This window comes from Pseudomonas umsongensis (assembly GCF_002236105.1).
Classification (GTDB): Bacteria; Pseudomonadota; Gammaproteobacteria; order Pseudomonadales; family Pseudomonadaceae; genus Aquipseudomonas; species Aquipseudomonas umsongensis.
The window spans coordinates 158,007-176,380 of the sequence record NZ_NIWU01000009.1 but is presented as its reverse complement, the minus strand read 5'-3'; the positions used below and the strand labels follow the sequence as shown (position 1 = coordinate 176,380).

18 protein-coding genes and 1 pseudogene are annotated in these 18,374 nt (G+C 54.4%); 12 read left to right on the top strand and 7 right to left on the bottom strand.

All coding sequences use genetic code 11. The annotated features are described in order from the left end of the window. Nucleotides 1–31: 31 nt before the first annotated feature. Nucleotides 32–514, top strand: a complete 483-nt coding sequence (locus PSUM_RS29175; RefSeq protein ID WP_033038987.1) for an OsmC family protein — start codon at nt 32–34, stop codon at nt 512–514. Nucleotides 515–595: 81 nt separating this feature from the next. Here the strand turns inward: PSUM_RS29175 and PSUM_RS29170 are convergent, their stop codons facing one another. Beyond that, nucleotides 596–1,801 carry an MFS transporter gene (locus PSUM_RS29170; protein ID WP_033038991.1) on the bottom strand — a complete coding sequence of 402 codons (1,206 nt, stop codon included), beginning with the start codon at nt 1,799–1,801 and terminating at the stop codon, nt 596–598. A 153-nt stretch (nt 1,802–1,954) separates the two neighbouring features. On the opposite strand from PSUM_RS29170, the gene PSUM_RS29165 reads away from it, so the two are divergent. The 8 genes and pseudogenes from PSUM_RS29165 to PSUM_RS29135 all read left to right on the top strand — a co-directional run bounded on the left by PSUM_RS29165 (nt 1,955) and on the right by PSUM_RS29135 (nt 10,682). Further along, nucleotides 1,955–2,881, top strand: coding sequence for a LysR family transcriptional regulator (locus PSUM_RS29165; protein ID WP_033038994.1), 927 nt, complete (start codon nt 1,955–1,957; stop codon nt 2,879–2,881). A 216-nt stretch (nt 2,882–3,097) separates the two neighbouring features. Beyond that, nucleotides 3,098–3,556: pseudogene (locus PSUM_RS29160) on the top strand (DDE-type integrase/transposase/recombinase); the annotation flags it as partial. A 179-nt stretch (nt 3,557–3,735) separates the two neighbouring features. After that, nucleotides 3,736–5,382 carry a phosphoethanolamine transferase gene (locus PSUM_RS29155; RefSeq protein WP_042955766.1) on the top strand — a complete coding sequence of 549 codons (1,647 nt, stop codon included), beginning with the start codon at nt 3,736–3,738 and terminating at the stop codon, nt 5,380–5,382. Nucleotides 5,383–5,472: 90 nt separating this feature from the next. Next, a complete protein-coding gene (locus PSUM_RS31740; RefSeq protein ID WP_020800166.1) occupies nt 5,473–5,706 on the top strand; it encodes a hypothetical protein in 234 nt (77 codons plus the stop codon). 23 nt (nt 5,707–5,729) lie between these two features. Further along, nucleotides 5,730–6,290: a hypothetical protein gene (locus tag PSUM_RS32285; protein ID WP_231989904.1), complete on the top strand. Its 561-nt coding sequence runs from the start codon at nt 5,730–5,732 to the stop codon at nt 6,288–6,290. Further along, entirely contained in the window at nt 6,287–7,747 is a 1,461-nt protein-coding gene (locus PSUM_RS29145) for an ATPase domain-containing protein (RefSeq protein WP_033039080.1), read from the top strand. Before PSUM_RS32285 ends, PSUM_RS29145 begins: the two co-directional genes overlap by 4 nt. A gap of 10 nt (nt 7,748–7,757) precedes the next feature. Further along, nucleotides 7,758–8,774, top strand: coding sequence for a sensor histidine kinase (locus PSUM_RS29140; RefSeq protein ID WP_083348637.1), 1,017 nt, complete (start codon nt 7,758–7,760; stop codon nt 8,772–8,774). 600 nt (nt 8,775–9,374) lie between these two features. Further along, nucleotides 9,375–10,682: an OprD family porin gene (locus PSUM_RS29135; RefSeq protein WP_083348638.1), complete on the top strand. Its 1,308-nt coding sequence runs from the start codon at nt 9,375–9,377 to the stop codon at nt 10,680–10,682. 282 nt (nt 10,683–10,964) lie between these two features. On the opposite strand, the gene PSUM_RS29125 is transcribed toward PSUM_RS29135, so the two are convergent. The 3 genes from PSUM_RS29125 to PSUM_RS29115 all read right to left on the bottom strand — a co-directional run bounded on the left by PSUM_RS29125 (nt 10,965) and on the right by PSUM_RS29115 (nt 13,566). Next, nucleotides 10,965–11,984: a zinc-binding alcohol dehydrogenase family protein gene (locus PSUM_RS29125; protein ID WP_083348640.1), complete on the bottom strand. Its 1,020-nt coding sequence runs from the start codon at nt 11,982–11,984 to the stop codon at nt 10,965–10,967. A 10-nt stretch (nt 11,985–11,994) separates the two neighbouring features. Further along, on the bottom strand, nt 11,995–12,288 hold the full coding sequence (locus PSUM_RS29120) for a putative quinol monooxygenase (protein WP_083348641.1): 294 nt from the start codon (nt 12,286–12,288) through the stop codon (nt 11,995–11,997). A 186-nt stretch (nt 12,289–12,474) separates the two neighbouring features. Further along, nucleotides 12,475–13,566, bottom strand: coding sequence for an NADH:flavin oxidoreductase/NADH oxidase (locus PSUM_RS29115; protein ID WP_083348642.1), 1,092 nt, complete (start codon nt 13,564–13,566; stop codon nt 12,475–12,477). 85 nt (nt 13,567–13,651) lie between these two features. Between PSUM_RS29115 and PSUM_RS29110 the strand changes: the two genes are divergently transcribed. Continuing rightward, entirely contained in the window at nt 13,652–13,954 is a 303-nt protein-coding gene (locus PSUM_RS29110; RefSeq protein WP_083350136.1) for an ArsR/SmtB family transcription factor, read from the top strand. Between the two features lie 82 nt (nt 13,955–14,036). On the opposite strand, the gene PSUM_RS29105 is transcribed toward PSUM_RS29110, so the two are convergent. Further along, a complete protein-coding gene (locus tag PSUM_RS29105) occupies nt 14,037–14,945 on the bottom strand; it encodes a LysR family transcriptional regulator (RefSeq protein ID WP_083348643.1) in 909 nt (302 codons plus the stop codon). 122 nt (nt 14,946–15,067) lie between these two features. Between PSUM_RS29105 and PSUM_RS29100 the strand changes: the two genes are divergently transcribed. Continuing rightward, nucleotides 15,068–15,811, top strand: coding sequence for an SDR family oxidoreductase (locus PSUM_RS29100; protein ID WP_083348644.1), 744 nt, complete (start codon nt 15,068–15,070; stop codon nt 15,809–15,811). A 103-nt stretch (nt 15,812–15,914) separates the two neighbouring features. Here PSUM_RS29100 and PSUM_RS29095 read toward each other — a convergent pair whose 3' ends face one another. Continuing rightward, a complete protein-coding gene (locus PSUM_RS29095; RefSeq protein ID WP_083348645.1) occupies nt 15,915–16,931 on the bottom strand; it encodes a zinc-dependent alcohol dehydrogenase family protein in 1,017 nt (338 codons plus the stop codon). Nucleotides 16,932–17,034: 103 nt separating this feature from the next. On the opposite strand from PSUM_RS29095, the gene PSUM_RS29090 reads away from it, so the two are divergent. Further along, complete coding sequence (locus PSUM_RS29090) at nt 17,035–17,922, top strand: LysR family transcriptional regulator (protein WP_083348646.1); 888 nt, start codon at nt 17,035–17,037, stop codon at nt 17,920–17,922. A gap of 16 nt (nt 17,923–17,938) precedes the next feature. Here the strand turns inward: PSUM_RS29090 and PSUM_RS29085 are convergent, their stop codons facing one another. After that, nucleotides 17,939–18,244, bottom strand: coding sequence for an ArsR/SmtB family transcription factor (locus PSUM_RS29085; protein WP_083348647.1), 306 nt, complete (start codon nt 18,242–18,244; stop codon nt 17,939–17,941). Nucleotides 18,245–18,374: the final 130 nt, after the last annotated feature.

Genomic DNA, 18,374 nt, shown 5'->3' with positions numbered 1-18,374 from the left:
GAATTTTCGAAAACTTTTCCAGGAGGGATCAATGGTAGATAAAGCGCACGAGTACGAAGTTCAGGTAACTTGGGCCGGCAACAACGGGACAGGAACGTCATCTTATCGGGGATACAGCCGGGCGCACGTAATCGCAGCTAACGGCAAAACACCAATAGAGGGGTCGTCCGATCCCAGTTTTCGAGGAGACCCCACGCGCTGGAATCCCGAGGAATTGCTCTTGGCATCCTTATCTGCGTGTCACAAGCTTTGGTACCTTGGCCTTTGCGCTGAGGCAGGGATCGCTGTGGTGGCCTACGAGGACAACGCTCAAGGAACAATGGTCGAGGAGAGCAACGGCGCTGGTCAGTTCACCTCAGTTATTTTGAGGCCAAAAGTGATCCTGGCATCGGGTTCTGAAATCGCTAAAGCTCAGACGCTGCACAAAATAGCTCATGAAAAATGCTTCATTGCTCGTTCGGTAAACTTTCCAGTCAGCCACGCACCCGAAATATCGATAAGCCCAGGCGCCTAGTTAGCCAGAGATGGTGTCCGCATAGTCGGGCACCCTCTCAACGTCTACGTAACTGCCTAGACGACTGCCGGACGCTTACCATCAATCAGGCTCCTTGTCCGTTGTAGCGCTCAAAGGGGTAGCTCCCAGGATGTAAAACATTCCCCCTGCAACAATGAAGAGCGCAAGCATGTAGAAGATGTAGTGGGGAGGCTGAGTCGCCAATACGACTCCGCAAAGCACCGGTCCCAGTGCCGCGCCGAGATTGGACAGGTTTTGTGCTCCGTAATACATGCCGCGCAGGTTGTCCGGAGCGATTCTGTCGATGAACATGTACTCGACGGGGAATACGATGATCTCGCCGACCGTGAAAATGGCCATGGAGATGACCCAGAGCAGAATAGAGGTCGACTGGGCAAAACCCGCCAGGCCCATCATGAACATACTCAGCCCTGCGGCCAGCCACAGATTCAGGTGTCTGTGAGAGATCCTTCTGCCTATGGCGTATTGCAAGCTGATCACCATCAGCGCATTGGTCGCCACAACGGTACTGATGATCTGGTAGGTGGATTCTGGGGTAGCAATGACCACCAGATACTGCGAGAGATAGGCGGTGAACTGGCCAAAGACCACTGCACTGAGCAGCCCTCCAAGGGTGAAACACACCAACCGATAATCCTGCAGTAACAGTTTTCCCACGGCCAGAAACGGTACTGGTTGCTGAACTTCATCGGTAGCGTTCAGGTATCTGTTGCCCCAAACGAAATAGATGAAGAAGAATCCCGCTCCAAGCCCGGCAGACAACAGGAATGGCAAGCTGATATCCAGCTTGGCCATGGCAGCGCCAAGAAACGGGCCGACGGCATACCCGATATTGGTCAGGGTATATTTGATCGAGAAAACTTCGCTGCGATCAGTGACGGGAAGCAGGCTGCCAAATCCTGATTTGACCGCGATATCAATGACCGCATAAGCCAGGTTGATCAGTACCAGGCAGCTGTAGAACAGCCAAAGATCGCGAGCCAGGAACGTCCCGAGAAACCCCAGCGTGAACACCCCACTAAAGCCCAGGATCAGCCGGTAACTGGACATCTTGTCGACAAGAAAGCCACCGTAAAGACTCAATAACGACCCGATGATCAGTGTGCTGCCCACAACCAGGCCGATATCGGCGACGCTCAAGCTGAAACTGCCGGAAAGGTAGATGACCAGATAGGGCAGGGTGATTGCTCGCGCCAGGGTCAATATCAGGGATGCTGACAGCAGCAAATTTATTGTCGTCGGATAATTTTTTAGCGTGGTCAGCATCCTTGCCTCATCGTTCAGCAGGTTGTTTTTTAGGGCGTTCGTCAGCCGCACAGTGTTGATTGATGCGCGAATCTAGCTTACTGGGGAATTGTGTTCTGATTTATGATGTTTTTTATCCTGTCGACAGAACTCAATTCATGAATGCGGGCGTCCATGTTTTCCTCCGAACGATTAAAGGGCATTGATGTATTTGTCTGCGTCGCCGACTCCGGCAGTTTCAAAGGCGCTGCCGAGCGGATGAACCTGACGGCTTCGGCCATCAGCAAAGGGATCGCTCGATTGGAGAGCAGGCTTGGGACTCGGTTGTTCCATCGAACCACTCGAAGCTTGTCGCTGACAGATGCGGGGATTGCGTTCTATCGCACATGTACAGGTGTGCTGGCTGACCTCGAAGAGGCTGAACTGTCCCTACTTGCCGAAAACACTGAGCCTCGCGGCAGGATTCGCATTGACCTTCCAGGTGCATTCGGCCGCCTCCAGGCACTTCCGGTTATTCTGCAATTCGCCCAGGAACATGCGCTGCTGCTCCCGCATATTTCGTTTTCCGACCGTTTCATCGACCCTATCGAGGAAGGTGTCGATATCGTCGTACGCATCGGCGGTTCGGACGTTTGGCCCGCCGCATTGGAGCACCGCTACCTGGGCAGTGAGTGGCATATCTTCTGTGCGTCTCCCGAATATTTGAATAAGCACGGCACGCCTGTGACCGATCGCGATCTGGAACGGCATCAATGCATCGCTTACGGCTGGGCGGATGGAACGGTTAGCCCTTGGAGTTTTTCAGGAAAGCACCCGGGCGAAATTGAACGCAGGGCGATAGCTGCAAAGTTCGTTGTGGGAGATGGCGAAGGACTGGTGATCGCGGTATCGGCGGGATGCGGGATCGCGCAGTTACCGACATGGTTGATCAAACGTCAGCTTGAAGAGGGGACATTGGTTGAAGTGCTTCCCCACTTGGCCACCGATGGCCTGGCGATCAATCTGATTTGGCCAAAGAGCCGTCAGGCGCTTCCCAAGGTCAGTGCATTATTGGAGGCACTCGCCGCTGGTTTGGTGCCGTCTGCCAGCAGAATCCAATGACCGCTTTTGGCCCAGAGTGTGTAAAAAAAAAACGGGGCGCTTACCGGACTGCTGTATGTCCGCCAGTCAGTCGACTGCAGATGGACGCAGGCAACCGATGGCCATCGCGACCAGGCTGTCGAGCAAGGCCGGATGCTCAAGCTGCGCTGGCATGTCTTCCAGTATCGAGCGGATGGGGAAATATTGGTAGATCGAGACAACGGTGACCCCTGATATAACATCTTGAATCGGGAGTTCGATGTCCCGGCACCCAACCAAGTGTGGTGCAGCGATATCACCTACATTTGGGCCCAGGGGAAATGGCATAACCTGGCTGTCGTGCTGGATCTTTGCACGCGCCGGGTGGTGGGCTGGGCGATGTCGGAAAAGCCGGACGCCGATCTGGTTATCAAGGCGCTGGATAAGGCTTACGAGCAACGAGGAAGACCTCAGGGCCTGCTGTTTCACTCAGATCAAGGGTCGCCGGGGGAACTGCTGGGACAACGCGCCAATGGAGCGCGTGTTCCGCAGCTTGAAAACGGAATGGATACCGACCATGGGCTACAGAATGGCTCAAGAAGCCCAGCGCGATATCAGCCACTTCTTGATGCATCGGTACAACTGGGTTCGCCCCCATCAATTCAACGGCGGGCTGGCGTCGAAGAAAAACTTAACGTCGTGTCCGGGATTAGTTGACCACTACACCTCGAGGGCTCTGCAAGTTGGATTTTTCGCGACAAGCTTGCTGGCAATAGCCGAGACTCGCTACGTTTGGTCGCCAAAGGAGAGAATATTTTTAACAGGATACAGCGAGCGCGCCAATTGGAGCTACCCTCTGAGGAGGCATGTGGGTGTCCTGCGAGAATAATTATCAAATGAAAAACTCCGCCAAAATTATCGATTACTCATCTAAAATACTAAAAGCAGAATGGCCAAATTTAGTACTGTGGTCATATCTGCTTTCACCGTTGATTGTTAGAACGCTAACAAACTATCAATACTCTAAAATTGATTTGTTGGTCTTTTACACCCTTGGCATGTCGGTGTTGTGGCTTTTGGCGATTAGATTTATTTCATCCAATCAATTCAAAGTTCACATCATTCTGCTGCCATTTTATTTGCTGGCAGCTGTTGATCTCTTTTTGGTTTTAAATTTCAACTCGAAATTAACAGCGGCCTATATGTTTATTGGCTTGACAAACCATAAGGAAGCCAGCGAATTTTTACCGACCTATTGGCAGTCCATCAGTATCGTTTTGGTGATCTTTGTTATTTGCTATGGGGCTGGATTAATAGGCCTGCATAAGCGCGAATTATATAAAAACAAAGGTATTTTTGTTCTGGTTGTTAGCGCCTTGCTAGTGGGGTATGGGGCGTATTTTTATAAAACCGTCAAACTTAATTCTCTCGGGAAATCTGCAGTCATGGATCTCCTTGCAAAAGATCAAAGCACGCCAGTAGGTTATTTGTCGCAAATGGCCCTTACTGCAAACTTGTATTTGGGGACGGAGAAACTTATCAAGCGCCGTCGAGAATCTGATGTAAAAATAACCAGCATGTCGGATCAATCAAATATAGAAACCATTGTTTTTGTGATCGGTGAGTCATCACGGCCGCACAACTGGTCCCTCTACGGTTATAACAAGGAAACAACTCCAAATCTCGGTAAGCAGGCGGGGATTTTCAAGTTTAATAATATTTGCACGACAGCCCCATATACCTCGTTCGCGGTTCCTTCAATGCTGAGTCTTGAGCCTATATGGGATTGGGAATCCATTGTATCAACCAAATCATTGGTGAGTATATATCGCGCAGCCGGGTACATGACCTATTGGTTGTCTGTACAGGAGGTTGATAGTTTTGGAGGAATAATTCCACAAATAGCTGCAGAGGCACAGTACCGTCAATATTTCGAGAGAAGCTATGATGGAGCATTAATTTCAGAATATGAAAAAATACTGAAAAAAAGCGATACAGAAAAGAAAGCCATATTTATTCATGTCAAGGGTAGTCATTTTGAGTATTCACGCCGATACCCAGAACATTTTGATAAATTCCAGCCGTCAACAAACAGCTTCAAGGACAAAATTACCGCAGAATATGATAACAGTATTTTATATGCGGACTGGCTATTAAGCGCAATTATTGATCAATTGAAGTTAAGCAAAAAACCATCTGTCTTGTTTTATTCATCGGATCATGGTGAAAACATGATGGATGACAGTCGAGGGCTCTTGGGTCATGGAATTGGCAATAAATATGACCTCCCGGTTTCGGCATTTATCTGGGCGTCCGATAATGTTTCAAGCCAGCAATCGCTCAAGCTTTTAAAGCTGAGGGAAAGAGAGAGTCAGAAAATCAGCATATCATCCTTGCCACATACTCTTTTAAATATCACTGGGGTTTTCACGAGTCGGTATAAAAGTCCGGATGATTTATTAAGTGATGATTTTGTGTCGTCGAAGTGTCCACATCTGCTCGGCGCAGGCTATGTTCCATCGTTTGATTTTGACACCCATTAAATAGCCCTCGCTGAACAACGCGCAAGGCGTTGATCCATCAGGTTGACTTCCTGCGTTTTTGAGTAAGCCTTCCTCTCCAGTCGCGGCGGCATGGCGGACGCCCATGCCGCTGGTGCCTTGAACCTTGCCGAGAGTGACCACGCGATGAAACCCACTTTGCTACTGCTGTCGCGCTTGCCCGATAGTTTCAACATCCGCCTGCGCGAGCATTTCGACTGCCACTCGTATTCGCTGCTCAACGAAAAGGATTGGCAGAGCAGTGGCTTTGCGAGCCCAGGCGTTCGGTATGAGCATTGCGTATACGGGGCGCACGCCAAAGGCTGATGTGCCCTATCGCTGGTGTAACGATGTACAAGCACTGGCGGCATGATCAACGCGGCGGTGCTGGCAATGGGTATGCCGCGTCTGATAAGCGCTTGATAGTCAGCAATAGGGTGTACCATCAAACCCTGTCCATCGGAAACCATTTAGCCATGTCCGCGCTAAGCGAAGAGAGCCGCCAGATTGTAGCTTCTCTGGCGCACCGGATTGGCGCCAACGCTGACATTGCAGCGATCGCGCGAGCGATTGTTTCAACCTTGCAGGGTATGGACGCCGCCCTCACGCCCATCATTGGTCACCAAGGCGGGGCTGCGCTTTATCGGCGCAGCCTTCAACTGTGCACCTCCCGGGATCCGCGCCTGGCCGGTATCTATGATCGTGCACAGGTTACGTTTGATTTGAATGCTCTCAAGCAGGTCCTCCTTGAACAAAGCGAAGCCGATGCGTTGCTCTTCGGTGAAGTGATGTTGATCACCTTCTATGAATTACTCACCACACTTATCGGGTCCTCGCTTACTGCAAGGTTGCTTCGCGACGTGTGGGAACCTCCTTTGAGCGACACCCCCTCGCAGGAAAACTCGCCATGAGCACCAAAGTGACTATCAACCGCCTGGCCACCGGCGTGCCAGGATTGGACGAGGTGCTGGGCGGTGGTTTGCCGGAGTTTTCGTTCAACCTGATTGCCGGCCCGCCTGGCTGCGGCAAAACCACCCTGGCGCATCAAATGATGTTTGCCCTGGCGACGCCTGATCGCCCCGCGTTGTTCTTTACAGTGCTGGGCGAGCCGCCGCTGAAGATGCTGCGATATCAGCAGCAGTTCGACTTTTTTGACAACGAAGCGATCAACCGCTCGATCCGCTACATCAACCTGGCTGACGACACGCTGGCCGGGGACCTGGACGAAGTGTTGCGCCGGATCGTCAACGAGGTAGAGATTCATTCACCGGCGCTGGTGTTCGTTGACTCTTTCCGATCGGTGGTACTGGCCAGCCAGACCCGCAACAACCCCAACAACAACCTGCCGCAGTTCGTTCAGCAACTGGGCATGCTAATGACCACCTGGCACGCGACGACCTTCCTGATTGGCGAGTACTTCACCGAAACCGAGACCAACCCGATTTTCACCGTGGCCGATGGCCTGATCTGGCTGCGCCAGAGTGTTCAGCGCAACTCCATGGTGCGCAAGATGGAAATCATGAAGATGCGTGGCCAGCCAACCTTGCCGGGGCTGCACACCTTCCGCATCGCCACCTCGGGCATCAAGGTCTTTGCGCCGGCTGCTTTCAACCCTGTTGAAGCGCCACTGGAGTTTCCGCTCCAGCGCCTGAAAATGGGTGTGCCGCAGCTCGACAGGATGCTGGGAGGCGGTCTGCCTCGGGGTTACTCGTTGTTGGTGGCCGGGCCGTCGGGTTCGGGCAAGAGCATACTGGCGGCCGCCTTCCTTGCCGAAGGTGCGCGCAATGGCGAAACCGGTGTGATCGCGGTGTTCGAGCAACGGCCCAATCATTCGCAGAACGCGACCCTCGCAACGCTGATTCGGAGCGGTCAGGTCGGCCTGGTCGACAGCCGCGCCCCTGATTTATCCATCGATGAAATCGTGCACTTGTTGTTGGGCGAAATTACCCGATTGAAAGCGACCCGCGTGGTCATCGACTCATTGTCGGGGTTCGAACTCGCGCTGGCACCGACGTTCCGCGAAGATTTCCGTGAATCCCTGTCGCGAATGGTCACGGCCCTGACGAGCGCCGGCGTCAGCGTGCTGATGACCTCGGAACTGGAAGACCGCTATACCGACCTGCGTTTCAGCCCTTACGGAACAGCGTTTCTCACCGACGCCATCATAGTCCAGCGCTATATCGAAGTGGAGAGCCGTCTGTTGCGCATCATGGCCGTCGTCAAAGTGCGAGCGAGTGCTCATTCCGATGAGCTGCGCTTGTACCAGATTGACGATAACGGATTGCAGATTGGCGAAATGTTGTCTGACCAGGAAGGCCTGCTCGGCGGACGGCCTACCAGGCGGCGTTTGGGCAAAGACCACGGGTGAATAAACCATCATGAATGAGGCCAATGGCAAGAACGAGCAGGCGCTGGTCAACGCCGCTCGTGAGCTGTTCCTGCTTGGCCAGAAAACCGTCGAGGCGCTCGCGGCCTTGCACAAGGAACTGAACGACGCCAACGCCCAGCTCGCCGATAACCAGCAGCTCGAACAACTGATCGAGGCCAATCAGCAATTGGTCCTGGCGATCCTTTTGGCACAGTCCGATGCAGAAAAACCAGAACGCACACAGCAAGAGCAGCGGCTGTACCTGGAAATGCGCGAAGCCAACGAGCAGTTGGTGATCGCCGCGCTCAGCGCACAACACTTGCAAGCAGCTGCTGAACAGGCGCTGGAACAGCAACGCAAAGTCCTGACGATGGTGGCCCACGAGCTGCGCAATCCCCTGACGCCCATCAGCATGATCGCCGGTCGACTGGTGCGGGTGCCCAGTGAGGAGCTGCCGCGCATGCAGAAGTTGATCGAAGGTCAGGTGCAGCACATGTCCCGATTGGTGGAGGATCTGCTCGACGTCGCCCGCGCCAGCTCCGGCAAGTTTCATCTCGATTGCAGCGTTGTCGATATGACGCAGATCATCCACGAAGCGAAAGACATCTGCACACCCGTCATGATCTCTCACCAGTTGCAGTTCAACGCAGATCTGCCTGAATGCGCGTTGATGGTGAAGGGTGACCCTCTGCGGCTGATTCAAGTTCTTGGCAATTTGCTGGGCAATGCCGCCAAATACACGCCGGCGGGCGGCACCGTCTGCCTTTCGGTGACCGCCGAGGACGGCGTGGTGAAGATAAGCGTCCGCGATACCGGCATTGGGATTACCGCCAAGGCATTGCCGTTCGTTTTTGAGCCCTTTGTGCAGGACGTTCACGCGGTGGGGTTTAACGGGGCGGGCCTGGGCATTGGTTTGACGGTGGTGCGAGAGTTGGTCGAAGCTCACGGTGGCACAGTGACTGGCCACAGTGCAGGAGATGGGGAGGGGAGCGAGTTTGTGGTGACATTACCGTTGCTCAACCATTAACTTCTTATTGACGCCATCTGGAGGTTTAGCATTTGGAGATCTCCACCTATCCCTGACCGGCAATGCTGTCGGGGCCCAGCCTCGAAAATCAGACGCTAGGGCAAATTTTCCGACCCCAGTGCAGAACTCCATCTCCCCAGGCAAGGCGCTTCCTGTGCCTTTCTCACACACTCGGCTCTAACGCTATCGCGCTGTATAACAACAAGAGCCGCGAAAAAATGACCAGTTTCCCATCTGCTACCGAAAGCCAGATCGGCCATATCGGCGCCCGTCAGACCCGAGTCGAGGACGCCGCATTGTTGCGCGGCCTTGACTGCTACGCCGACGACGCTGCGATCCCTCCTGGACAGGGGGCAATTCGTTTATCCATTTAAATTGTTTAAACGCCTGTTTCTGGCTGTTTTTGATTAACGAACTAATCGCTCAGGCCACTGGCTCATTTATCTAAATGTGCCATGAGTGTTCAGCATAATAAAATCGCGCGCCATTTATCGGTCTGGTTAAATTAATTTAATACCGTTCCCTTGTATGCGTTGCGTTGAGCTGAAAGATTTTGCGTTGCTTCTATTACTTGAAAATAACAAATGGAGCGCTATATAAGTGAGTCGAAAAAAAATTGCTGCGAGTTCGTTGTTTCTTAGTGTCACCCTGAGTGCCCAGGCGCATGCTGACTTCCTAAGTGATAGCAAAGCCACCTTGGGAATGAGAAACTTCTATTTCAATAACGACAACCGCGATGGCGTTGCCGCCCCTTCCAAAACCGAAGAATGGGCGCAGGGTTTCATGTTGGACTTCAAATCGGGCTATACCGATGGAATAGTTGGTTTTGGTGTCGATGGCCTGGGGTTGCTGGGGGTTACCCTGGACAGCGGCAAAGGACGGCATGTCGGCAGCACCATGATGCCTTCTGACAGTGACAACCGTGCCGTCGACGAGTGGAGCCGGCTGGGGCTGACCGGCAAAGTCAAAATGTCGAAAACTGAATTTCGCTACGGCACTTTGATTCCGAAACTCCCAATTCTGGTCGCCAACGATGGGCGCGTGCTTCCACAAACTTTCGAGGGCGGTCAAATCACTTCGAGCGAGTTCAAGGGGCTGACCTTGACTGGAGGTCGGATCGAACATGCAACAGGACGGGGTTCGACCGATCAGACGGGGTTGGCCGTTGCTGGTGGTACGCGTGAAAGCAATCAGTTTGACTTCGCCGGGGGCGATTGGAACGTCACCAAGGATCTGACAGCCCAGTACTACTACGCCAACCTCGATAACTACTATAAACAGCATTTTTTGGGATTAATTCACACCCTGGCGCTCTCGGACAATCAGTCCCTTAAAACCGACCTGCGCTACTTCAACACTGACTCCTCAGGTGCAAATAGCGCCGGTACGTCAGGCTACAGAATGAGTGGCTTCACCAAAAACGGTGATGGAGAGATCGACAACCGTACCTGGAGTGCCGCGTTGATTTACACACTGGGTGGCCACGCGATTACTGCGGGGTACCAAAGTGTGTCGGATGGCAGCAACTTCACTCAACTCAGTCAGGGTAGCCTGGTAGACAAGGGCGCCGGTGGAGCAAGCATGTATCTGTATACAGACCGCCTGATCCAAAGTTTCGCCCGCGCAGGCGAGCGCACAGTTTTCGGTCAGTACGCTTACGACTTCGCCGCTCTGGGTGTCCCTGGCCTGAAAGGCTCGGTCATGTACCTCTCCGGCGATAATATTAAAACGACGTCAGGCGACAACCAAAAGGAATGGGAAAGAGACATTAGCCTGGACTACGTCCTTCAGTCCGGAGCGCTCAAAGGCGTCGGGTTCGGCTGGCGTAACGGCAAGTCCAACAGCGAAGCGGCTCGTAACGTAGATCAGAATCGAGTGTTTGTAAGCTATAGCCTTCCGCTTCTTTAACGAGTGTCATGAGGGGTTAATTCCCAGCTTTGCTTTGTTTACAGAGCTAATGATGGATTCAGTCGTCTTGTTCCACCTGAAGAGCTTGGCAAGCGCTGCGGGCGCTGAGACTTGGAACTGATGGCTGACCTCTTTGGGCGTTGATCCCTCCGCCAATGACAGCAGAATTTTGGCCCGCAGCCCAAGACGTTGCGCCAGCCAACCCATCCGCGACCAGCCTTGTAGTGTGGCGCGGTCAAATCGCATTTAAACGAATGGGGCGGCGGGTTTGTCTACACCCTCTTAGAAGCCTTCCAGCACGATCTTGCCCTTCGCCTTGCCGCTTTCCAGTAGAGCATGGGCACGACGAAGATTTTCTGCGTTGATGCGCCCATAGTTATCGCCAACGGTGGTGCGCAACTCACCCGTATCAACGCGCCGTGCAACTTCGTTGAGGATGTTGTGCTGCTCCTGCATGTCCTCTGTCTCGTAAAGCGAGCGGGTGTACATCAGCTCCCAGTGCAACGACAGGCTCTTACGCTTCATCGGCACGACGTCAAGCGTGGCCGGGTCATCGATCAGGCCCAGCTTGCCTTGAGGCTTCAGTGACTCGATGATTTGCTCGTAGTGCCGATCGGTCTGCGTCAGGCTTGCGACATAGCTGACTTGTGCGATACCGATGCGCTTGAGCTCCTCGCTGAGTGGCTTGGTATGGTCGATGACATGATGCGCACCAAGCTCGGTGACCCAGGACTGGGTTTCAGGGCGCGAAGCCGTACCAATGATCGTCAACCCGGTTAACTGACGCGCCAGCTGAGTCAGGATTGAACCCACCCCGCCTGCAGCGCCGATGATCAGCAGCGTTTCGCCCCGGTCGGTGGTATCGCGTGCAACACCGAGGCGATCAAACAGTAATTCCCAAGCGGTCAAGGACGTCAGTGGCAATGCCGCAGCCTGGCTGAATTCAAGCGACTGGGGCATTGAACCGACGATACGCTCATCCACCAGTTGCAGCTCACAGTTGCTGCCCGGGCGGATCAGCGATCCGGCGTACCAGACCCTGTCACCGGGCTTGAATAGCGTCACGTCGCTGCCGACCGACTTGACCACGCCGGCAGCGTCCCAACCGAGGATACGCGGCTGGCTTTCGTCCTCGTGCGGTACGTAGCCCTGCCGCACCTTGGTATCGACAGGATTGACCGATACGGCCTTTACCTCTACGAGCAAGTCGCGCGGCCCCGGAACTGGCTCGGGTATATCGATCTCCACCAAGGCGTCGGGATGTTCAATAGGCAGGCATTTGAAATGTGCAATGGCTTTCATTCTATGCTCCTCAGGAGATGCGATACATTTTCGTGATGGTGAGCTTTTCAGCAGCACGTTCGATGAAAGGGAGTGCTGACTGAAAATGCGGTGTCGCTTCGTGAGCAGTCTGCGCCGCTTCGTCCCGCCACTGCTCGATCATGTGGAAAGTGCGAGCTTGCTCGGCATCACGATGGAGGTCGTACTGGATACAGTCCGCTTCGCCTCGGCTTGGGCCTTGCAGGCCCTGCAACGTTTGCTCGAGCTCGGTTTCGAAGCCAGCCTTGGCGACCAAAGTGGCAATCAGTGTTAGAGGGGTAGTCATCAAACCTCCTGTCTGCGTGCGATATAAAGGGGGAACGCATTGGCTGGCACGGGTGTATCGAAGATGTCCATGCCGGCCATGCGGCCAAAAACCTGAATCTGGGTGGGAGCGCGACAACAATCTTGCCCACTTGGGCATTCGACTAAGTTGATAGCCCTAAGGCCATGCGAGCTCGCTCTGGCGGGATCACTTGTAGCGTTCAAGCCAATGTGCATAAGGAGCGGGCAAGGTCCAGGCAGCACGCTCTACACCCAGCTCCTGGGCGGCTGAATAGGACCAGTTAGGATTGCCCAGGTGCGCCCGGCCAATCATCGCCAGGTCCAGTTGACCACTCCTCACCGCTTCTTCGGCGACGCTCGGCGTGCCGAAGCCCCATGCCGAGGCCACCGCAATCCCCGTCTCGCGCCGTACCCGCTGGGTAACTTCGCCCATGAAACCGGGGGCCCAAGGAATGTTGGATTCAGGGATGGTGAACCCGATACTGACGCTGAGCAAGTCCAATCCACCGTCCTTGAAGCGACGTGTCAGTTCGATAGCCTCTGACAAGGTCTGTTCATCCCGGCCGTCGTATTCGATGACACCCAGGCGAGCGGTCAGCGGCAAGTGCTCTGGCCATACTTCGCGAACCGCCGCCAGTGTTTCCAGCAGAAAGCGGCTACGGTTATCGAAGTTTCCGCCATAGGCGTCGTCACGAAGGTTGGAGTGTTCAGAGAGGAATGACTGGGCCAGATAGCCATGGGCGAAATGCAACTCTAACCACTCGAAGCCAGCGTCACGTGCACGGCGAGCGGCTGAGACAAAATCCTCGCGCACCCGGGCGATATCCTCCAGCGTCATGGCTTTCGGCTGCTTGGCGAGATGAGCGCCAAAGGCAACTGCCGACGGGGCGATGGTCTGCCAGCCACGCGAATCATCCTCGCCGATATGATCGTCGCCTTCCCAAGGACGGTTCGCACTGGCCTTGCGCCCCGCGTGGGCAATCTGGATACCTGGCACTGCGCCGGCAGCCTTGATCGATTGCACCACAGGCACGAAGGCACGGGCGAGTTCATCGTTCCAGATACCAGCGCAGCCAGGCGTGATCCGTCCTTCGGGCGACACGGCAGTCGCCTCGACGACCACCAGTCCTGCCCCGCCACGCGCGAGGGTGGCATAGTGCACAGTGTGCCAATCGTTGATCAGGCCATCATTGGCCGAGTACATGCACATGGGGGGAATCGCGATCCGGTTGCGAAGGGAGACATCCTTGAGCGTGAAAGGTTGGAACAGCGCAGACATTAGGTCTTTCTCCGAGGGATACTATTTCTGTTGTTCGATAATATTCGAACTATTGACATAGAGCAAACCCGTGTATGATTCGCTCATGCGCCCCTTCAAACACCTTCCTCTCAGCGAATTCGTTCTTGAGCGTCTGTTTTACGCCTTGAGCGACCCTGTACGCCTGGAGATTGTCCGGCGCCTCGCCGAACTGGGAGAGGCCAGCTGTGGCGAGCTGGACGGTGGTCGCGCGAAGTCCACCATGTCCCATCATTTTCGGGTGCTGCGAGATGCCGGCCTGGTTCAAACCCAGACCATCGGCACGACCCACATGAACTCGTTGCGGAGGGAAGACTTGAGTAACCGTTTTCCGGGCCTGCTGGAAACGATCCTGTCCCAGCGCGACTAATGTTGCTGTGGGTCACTCAGTGATGCATGCCCGAAGGGACAGCGTAATACTCCACCCAAACAAGCCCTTGTTCAGAACTGTTTCAGCGCTTGCTCTGCGCAAAAACCTGCGGATCGGAAAAACAGTTGACCAGGCGGTCGTACACCAGCCTCACTCGTGGTGCCACGGGCCCTGATTGCGGACGATACATGATCAATTCGGAAGGCGGCGGGGCATCGTGCTGCATGACCTCGACCAGACGCCCTTCAGACAGGTAGGGTTCTGCCAGATAACCGGGCATTTGCCCAAAGGCGAGCCCGGCCAGAACAATCTCTCGCTCGGTTTCTGGGTCGTCGCAGGTAAATGCCGGGGAGGCAGGCAGGAACGCTTGTCCCTCGGCAAGCACCCACGGCCAGGGCCGGCCGTTGTTGCGATCGATCAGCATCGACAGGGGTAAGCGTTTCAGATCCTCGATATTGCCAGGGCGTTGCACGGTGTCGAGCAGTGACGGCGCCGCAACGATTTTCAGGTCCACATTGGCCACCGTTCTGGCGATATAGCGCCGATCCCGCACAGCTCCGACACGAATACCGATGTCGATCTTGTTGGCCACCGCGTCGGTGAGCTGGTCATCCAGGCTCAGGTCGATGCTCAGGCCCGGATTCTCCCGCATCAGCGGTTTCAGAAACTTGATCAGATACAGCTTGCCGATGGCGTGGGGGGCCGTGATGCCGACGATGCCTTTTGCCTCCTGTGTACTGTGGGCGATAAACAACTGATCCACCCGCTCCAGGGTTTCCCGGGCTTGCAAGGCGAAATTGGCACCAAAAGCGGTGACATGAACCTGCCGCGTGCTGCGGTGGAACAACAGCTCCCCAAGCGTGCGCTCCAGTTCTTTGATGGCGCGTGTCACGGTCTGCGGAGAAGTGCCGAGGCGGGTGGCTGCATCGCGAAACGTGGTCGATTGCGCTGCCACCGAGAAGATCCGAATCAGCTCCATGCGATTGAGCATTGCCGTCAACTCCAGTTCCAGAAAATGGAATTCTCAAATCCGAACTCTTCCATTTTATGACGAATAAAACCAGCGCAGACTGCACCCGTCAACCCAAGCAGGTCTCAACAGGAGCGCTGAACATGAGTAAAAATATCCAGGGTAAAGTGGTCGTCATCACCGGTGCGAGTAGCGGTCTGGGCGAAGCAACGGCGCGTCATTTGGCTGCGCTCGGCGCCCATGTGGTACTTGGCGCCCGTCGCCAGGATCGTCTGGATGCAATTGTCCGGGAGATCGTCGCAGCAGGCGGCAAGGCGATTGCCCATCCGATCGATGTCACACGCAAAGAGGACTTGTCTGCGCTGGTCGCCAAGGCTGTCGAGGCATTCGGTCGCATCGATGTGATGATCAACAATGCAGGGCTGATGGCGATCTCTCCGATTTCGCAGCTGCGCGTCGAAGAGTGGGATCGCATGATCGACATCAACATCAAGGGCGTGTTGTATGGCATCGCGGCCGCGTTGCCGCTTTTCGAACAACAGGCCAGCGGTCACTTCATCAACATCTCGTCGGTTGCCGGCATCAAGGTATTCAGCCCCGGTGGCTCGGTGTACAGCGGCACCAAGTTCGCGGTGCGCGCCATTTCCGATGGCCTGCGTCATGAAGTCGGCGGGAATATTCGCACTACGACCATCGAGCCGGGCGCGGTGGATTCCGAGCTCAAGTTCGGCAGCGGGCACCAGCCGAGCGCCGAGGTCGTTGGCGAATTTTACAAGATGGCCATCCCGGCTGATTCGGTTGCACGGGCCATCGCATACGCGATCGAGCAACCTGCCGATGTCGACATCAACGAAATCGTTCTGCGTCCCACTGCGCAAGACTTCTGATAGGTACCCTTTGCCGTTTGCGCCCTTGCGGAAAGGTACGGGCGCGAGCGACTAAGTTTTAGCGCTATTGAAATACTTCCAATGGTCTGGCCTTGAGCCCTCGTTATGCCACCCCCACCAACTTAGCCTGTCGCTCAATGACGACTTTGCCAATAGCATTGCCTGACTCAAGGCGCACATGTGCCGCGCTGACACCCTCAACAGTGAAGTCATGGTGCTCATCAATCAGTGGTTTAACCAGGCCGCGATCAACCAAGGCAGCTAGTCTTTGCAGGATTTCGCCATGGTGCTTGCGGTCTTCATTATGAATGATCGAAATAGCCATGAATACAAAGTCGAGCCTCAATGCCTTGAAGTGCATTTCGGTCAGATCGTAGCGGTCGTAACCGATGATCGAGACGACATGACCTTTAAGCTTCGCGGCTTTCAGTGAGTTTTGTAAGACCTCACCGCCCAAGGTATCAAAGACCGTATCGAATCCTTTTCCTTCGGTGATTCGCTGGCTGTATTCCTGGGGCGTTTCGCTGTTATAGAAAATAATCTCATCGGCGCCCAGCCGACGGGCAATTTCCGCTTTTTCTGGCGTTGAAACCGTCGTCGAAACCCTGGCCCCCTGGACCTTCGCCAATTGAATGCCGATGTGCCCAACTCCACCGGTGCCACCATGCACCAAGACGTTGTCATTGGGTTTGATCGAGGCTCGGTCAATCAGCGCCTCCCAGGCCGTAATTGCCACGAGGGGCAAGCTGGCTGCTTCGCCAAAAGAGAGCGACTTGGGTTTTAGAGCAAGCATCTCGGCATCGGCCTCCATCTGATCTGCCAGCGCACCGGGAATCCCCACGATGCCACCGAAACAGCCATAGACTTCATCGCCTACGTCAAAGCGAGTCACACCAGCACCGACAGAGCTGACGACCCCTGAAACATCGATGTGAAGAATTGCCGGAAAAGTCAGACCGGCTGTACCTTCGCTGCCCCGACGAATTTTCGTGTCCACTGGATTCACGCTTGTCGCCCGCACGTCGATAATCACATGACCTGGGCGGGCAACGGGGTTTTCCGTATTAATTTCTACAAAAAGGTCTGAGTTACCATGCTGATTTATCACAATGGCTTTCAAGGCTTAAACTCCGAGGAACAATAGGCCAACAAATTTATCATCAGTAATATGGGATAAATACGCTAGAATTATTGAATCTTTCGGTCCTTTTGGTTGGTAATAAATGCTGGATTCCATTGATGAATTGCGGTTGTTTATTGCTGTTTTCGAGGAGGGTTCCATCCGCGCAGCGTCCGAACGAATGGGGATGACTGCCGCAGGCGCAAGCAAGCGTCTTCTGGCCCTTGAAGACAGCGTTGGTCGGAGACTTTTTAACCGCACCACCCGCAAGCTAAGTCCCACTTCGGACGGTGAGAAGCTTTATCAACACGCACTAAGCATCCTGGAAAGCGTCGAAAAGGCCGAGCGAGGATTTTTCCAGAAGACCGAGATTACCGGTCATCTACGCATAACCGCTTCCGCGACATTTGCCCAAGGTTATTTATCGAGCGTCGTGAGCAGTTATCTCAAACGCTATCCTGGCGTTATCGTTGATCTACACCCAACAGATCAACTGGTTGATTTGGCCGTCCATGGTACCGACCTTGCGATTCGGCACGGAGTATTGGCCGATTCATCCCTGATCGCGCAGAGGATTTCTGCGTCCCGACGTCTGATTTGCGCCGCCCCCCAATATTGGGAAAAACAGGGCGTGCCTACCTCTCTAAAAGACTTGACCACGCTGGACGGCCTCATCGTCGGAAAAGATTCCAGTTGGACTATGTCCCGAGGGGGCGTTAAAAAAACGTGCAAAATACGCAACCGTTTTTCATCCAGTTTGGGGGAAGTGGTTCGCCAGATGGCAATTGATGGGCATGGAGTAGCGCTGCTGATGGACTGGCATGTACGAGATGATCTTGATTCAGGAAAGCTGGTGGAAGCATTTTCCGATTGGGCCATTGAGCCCCCGGTGGGAATCTATGCGGTATACCCTTCAAGAGAAAACATCGCTCCGACTGTTCTCAGTTTTATTGCTCATCTCAAAGAGTGGGTGGCGGCCCACCCCGTCTAAATCGGGTAACGTGGACCTAGATCTTTTCTTGCAGCACTTTGAAAAAGGCATCGATATTTTCCTCGTGGCGTTTGTAATAGGTCCAAGGGCCTATCCGCTGCGAGGTTAGCAGGTGCGCGCGCTGCAGGGATGTGAGGTAAAGCGATGTAGTGGACTGCGAAAGGCCCGTGCGCTCCTGGATGATGCTGACGCATACACCTACTGTTTCCGGGTCGACTTCCTGCTCCGGAAAGTTCGTCCTGGGATCCTTGAGCCAATTGAGGATGTCGAGGCGCATCGGGTTCGCCAAGGCTTTCAGGGCTTCGTTGATGTCAATGTTCATAAAATTTGCGATACCTGTTTTTCGCGATATTACGATATCTTCCTCGTTCGCACGGAAAATTGGAAGGCGCCAAAATGACCTCTGCGGTACGTTTGTCACCCGCCAAGATCATTGCTGATTGCAGTCCCAT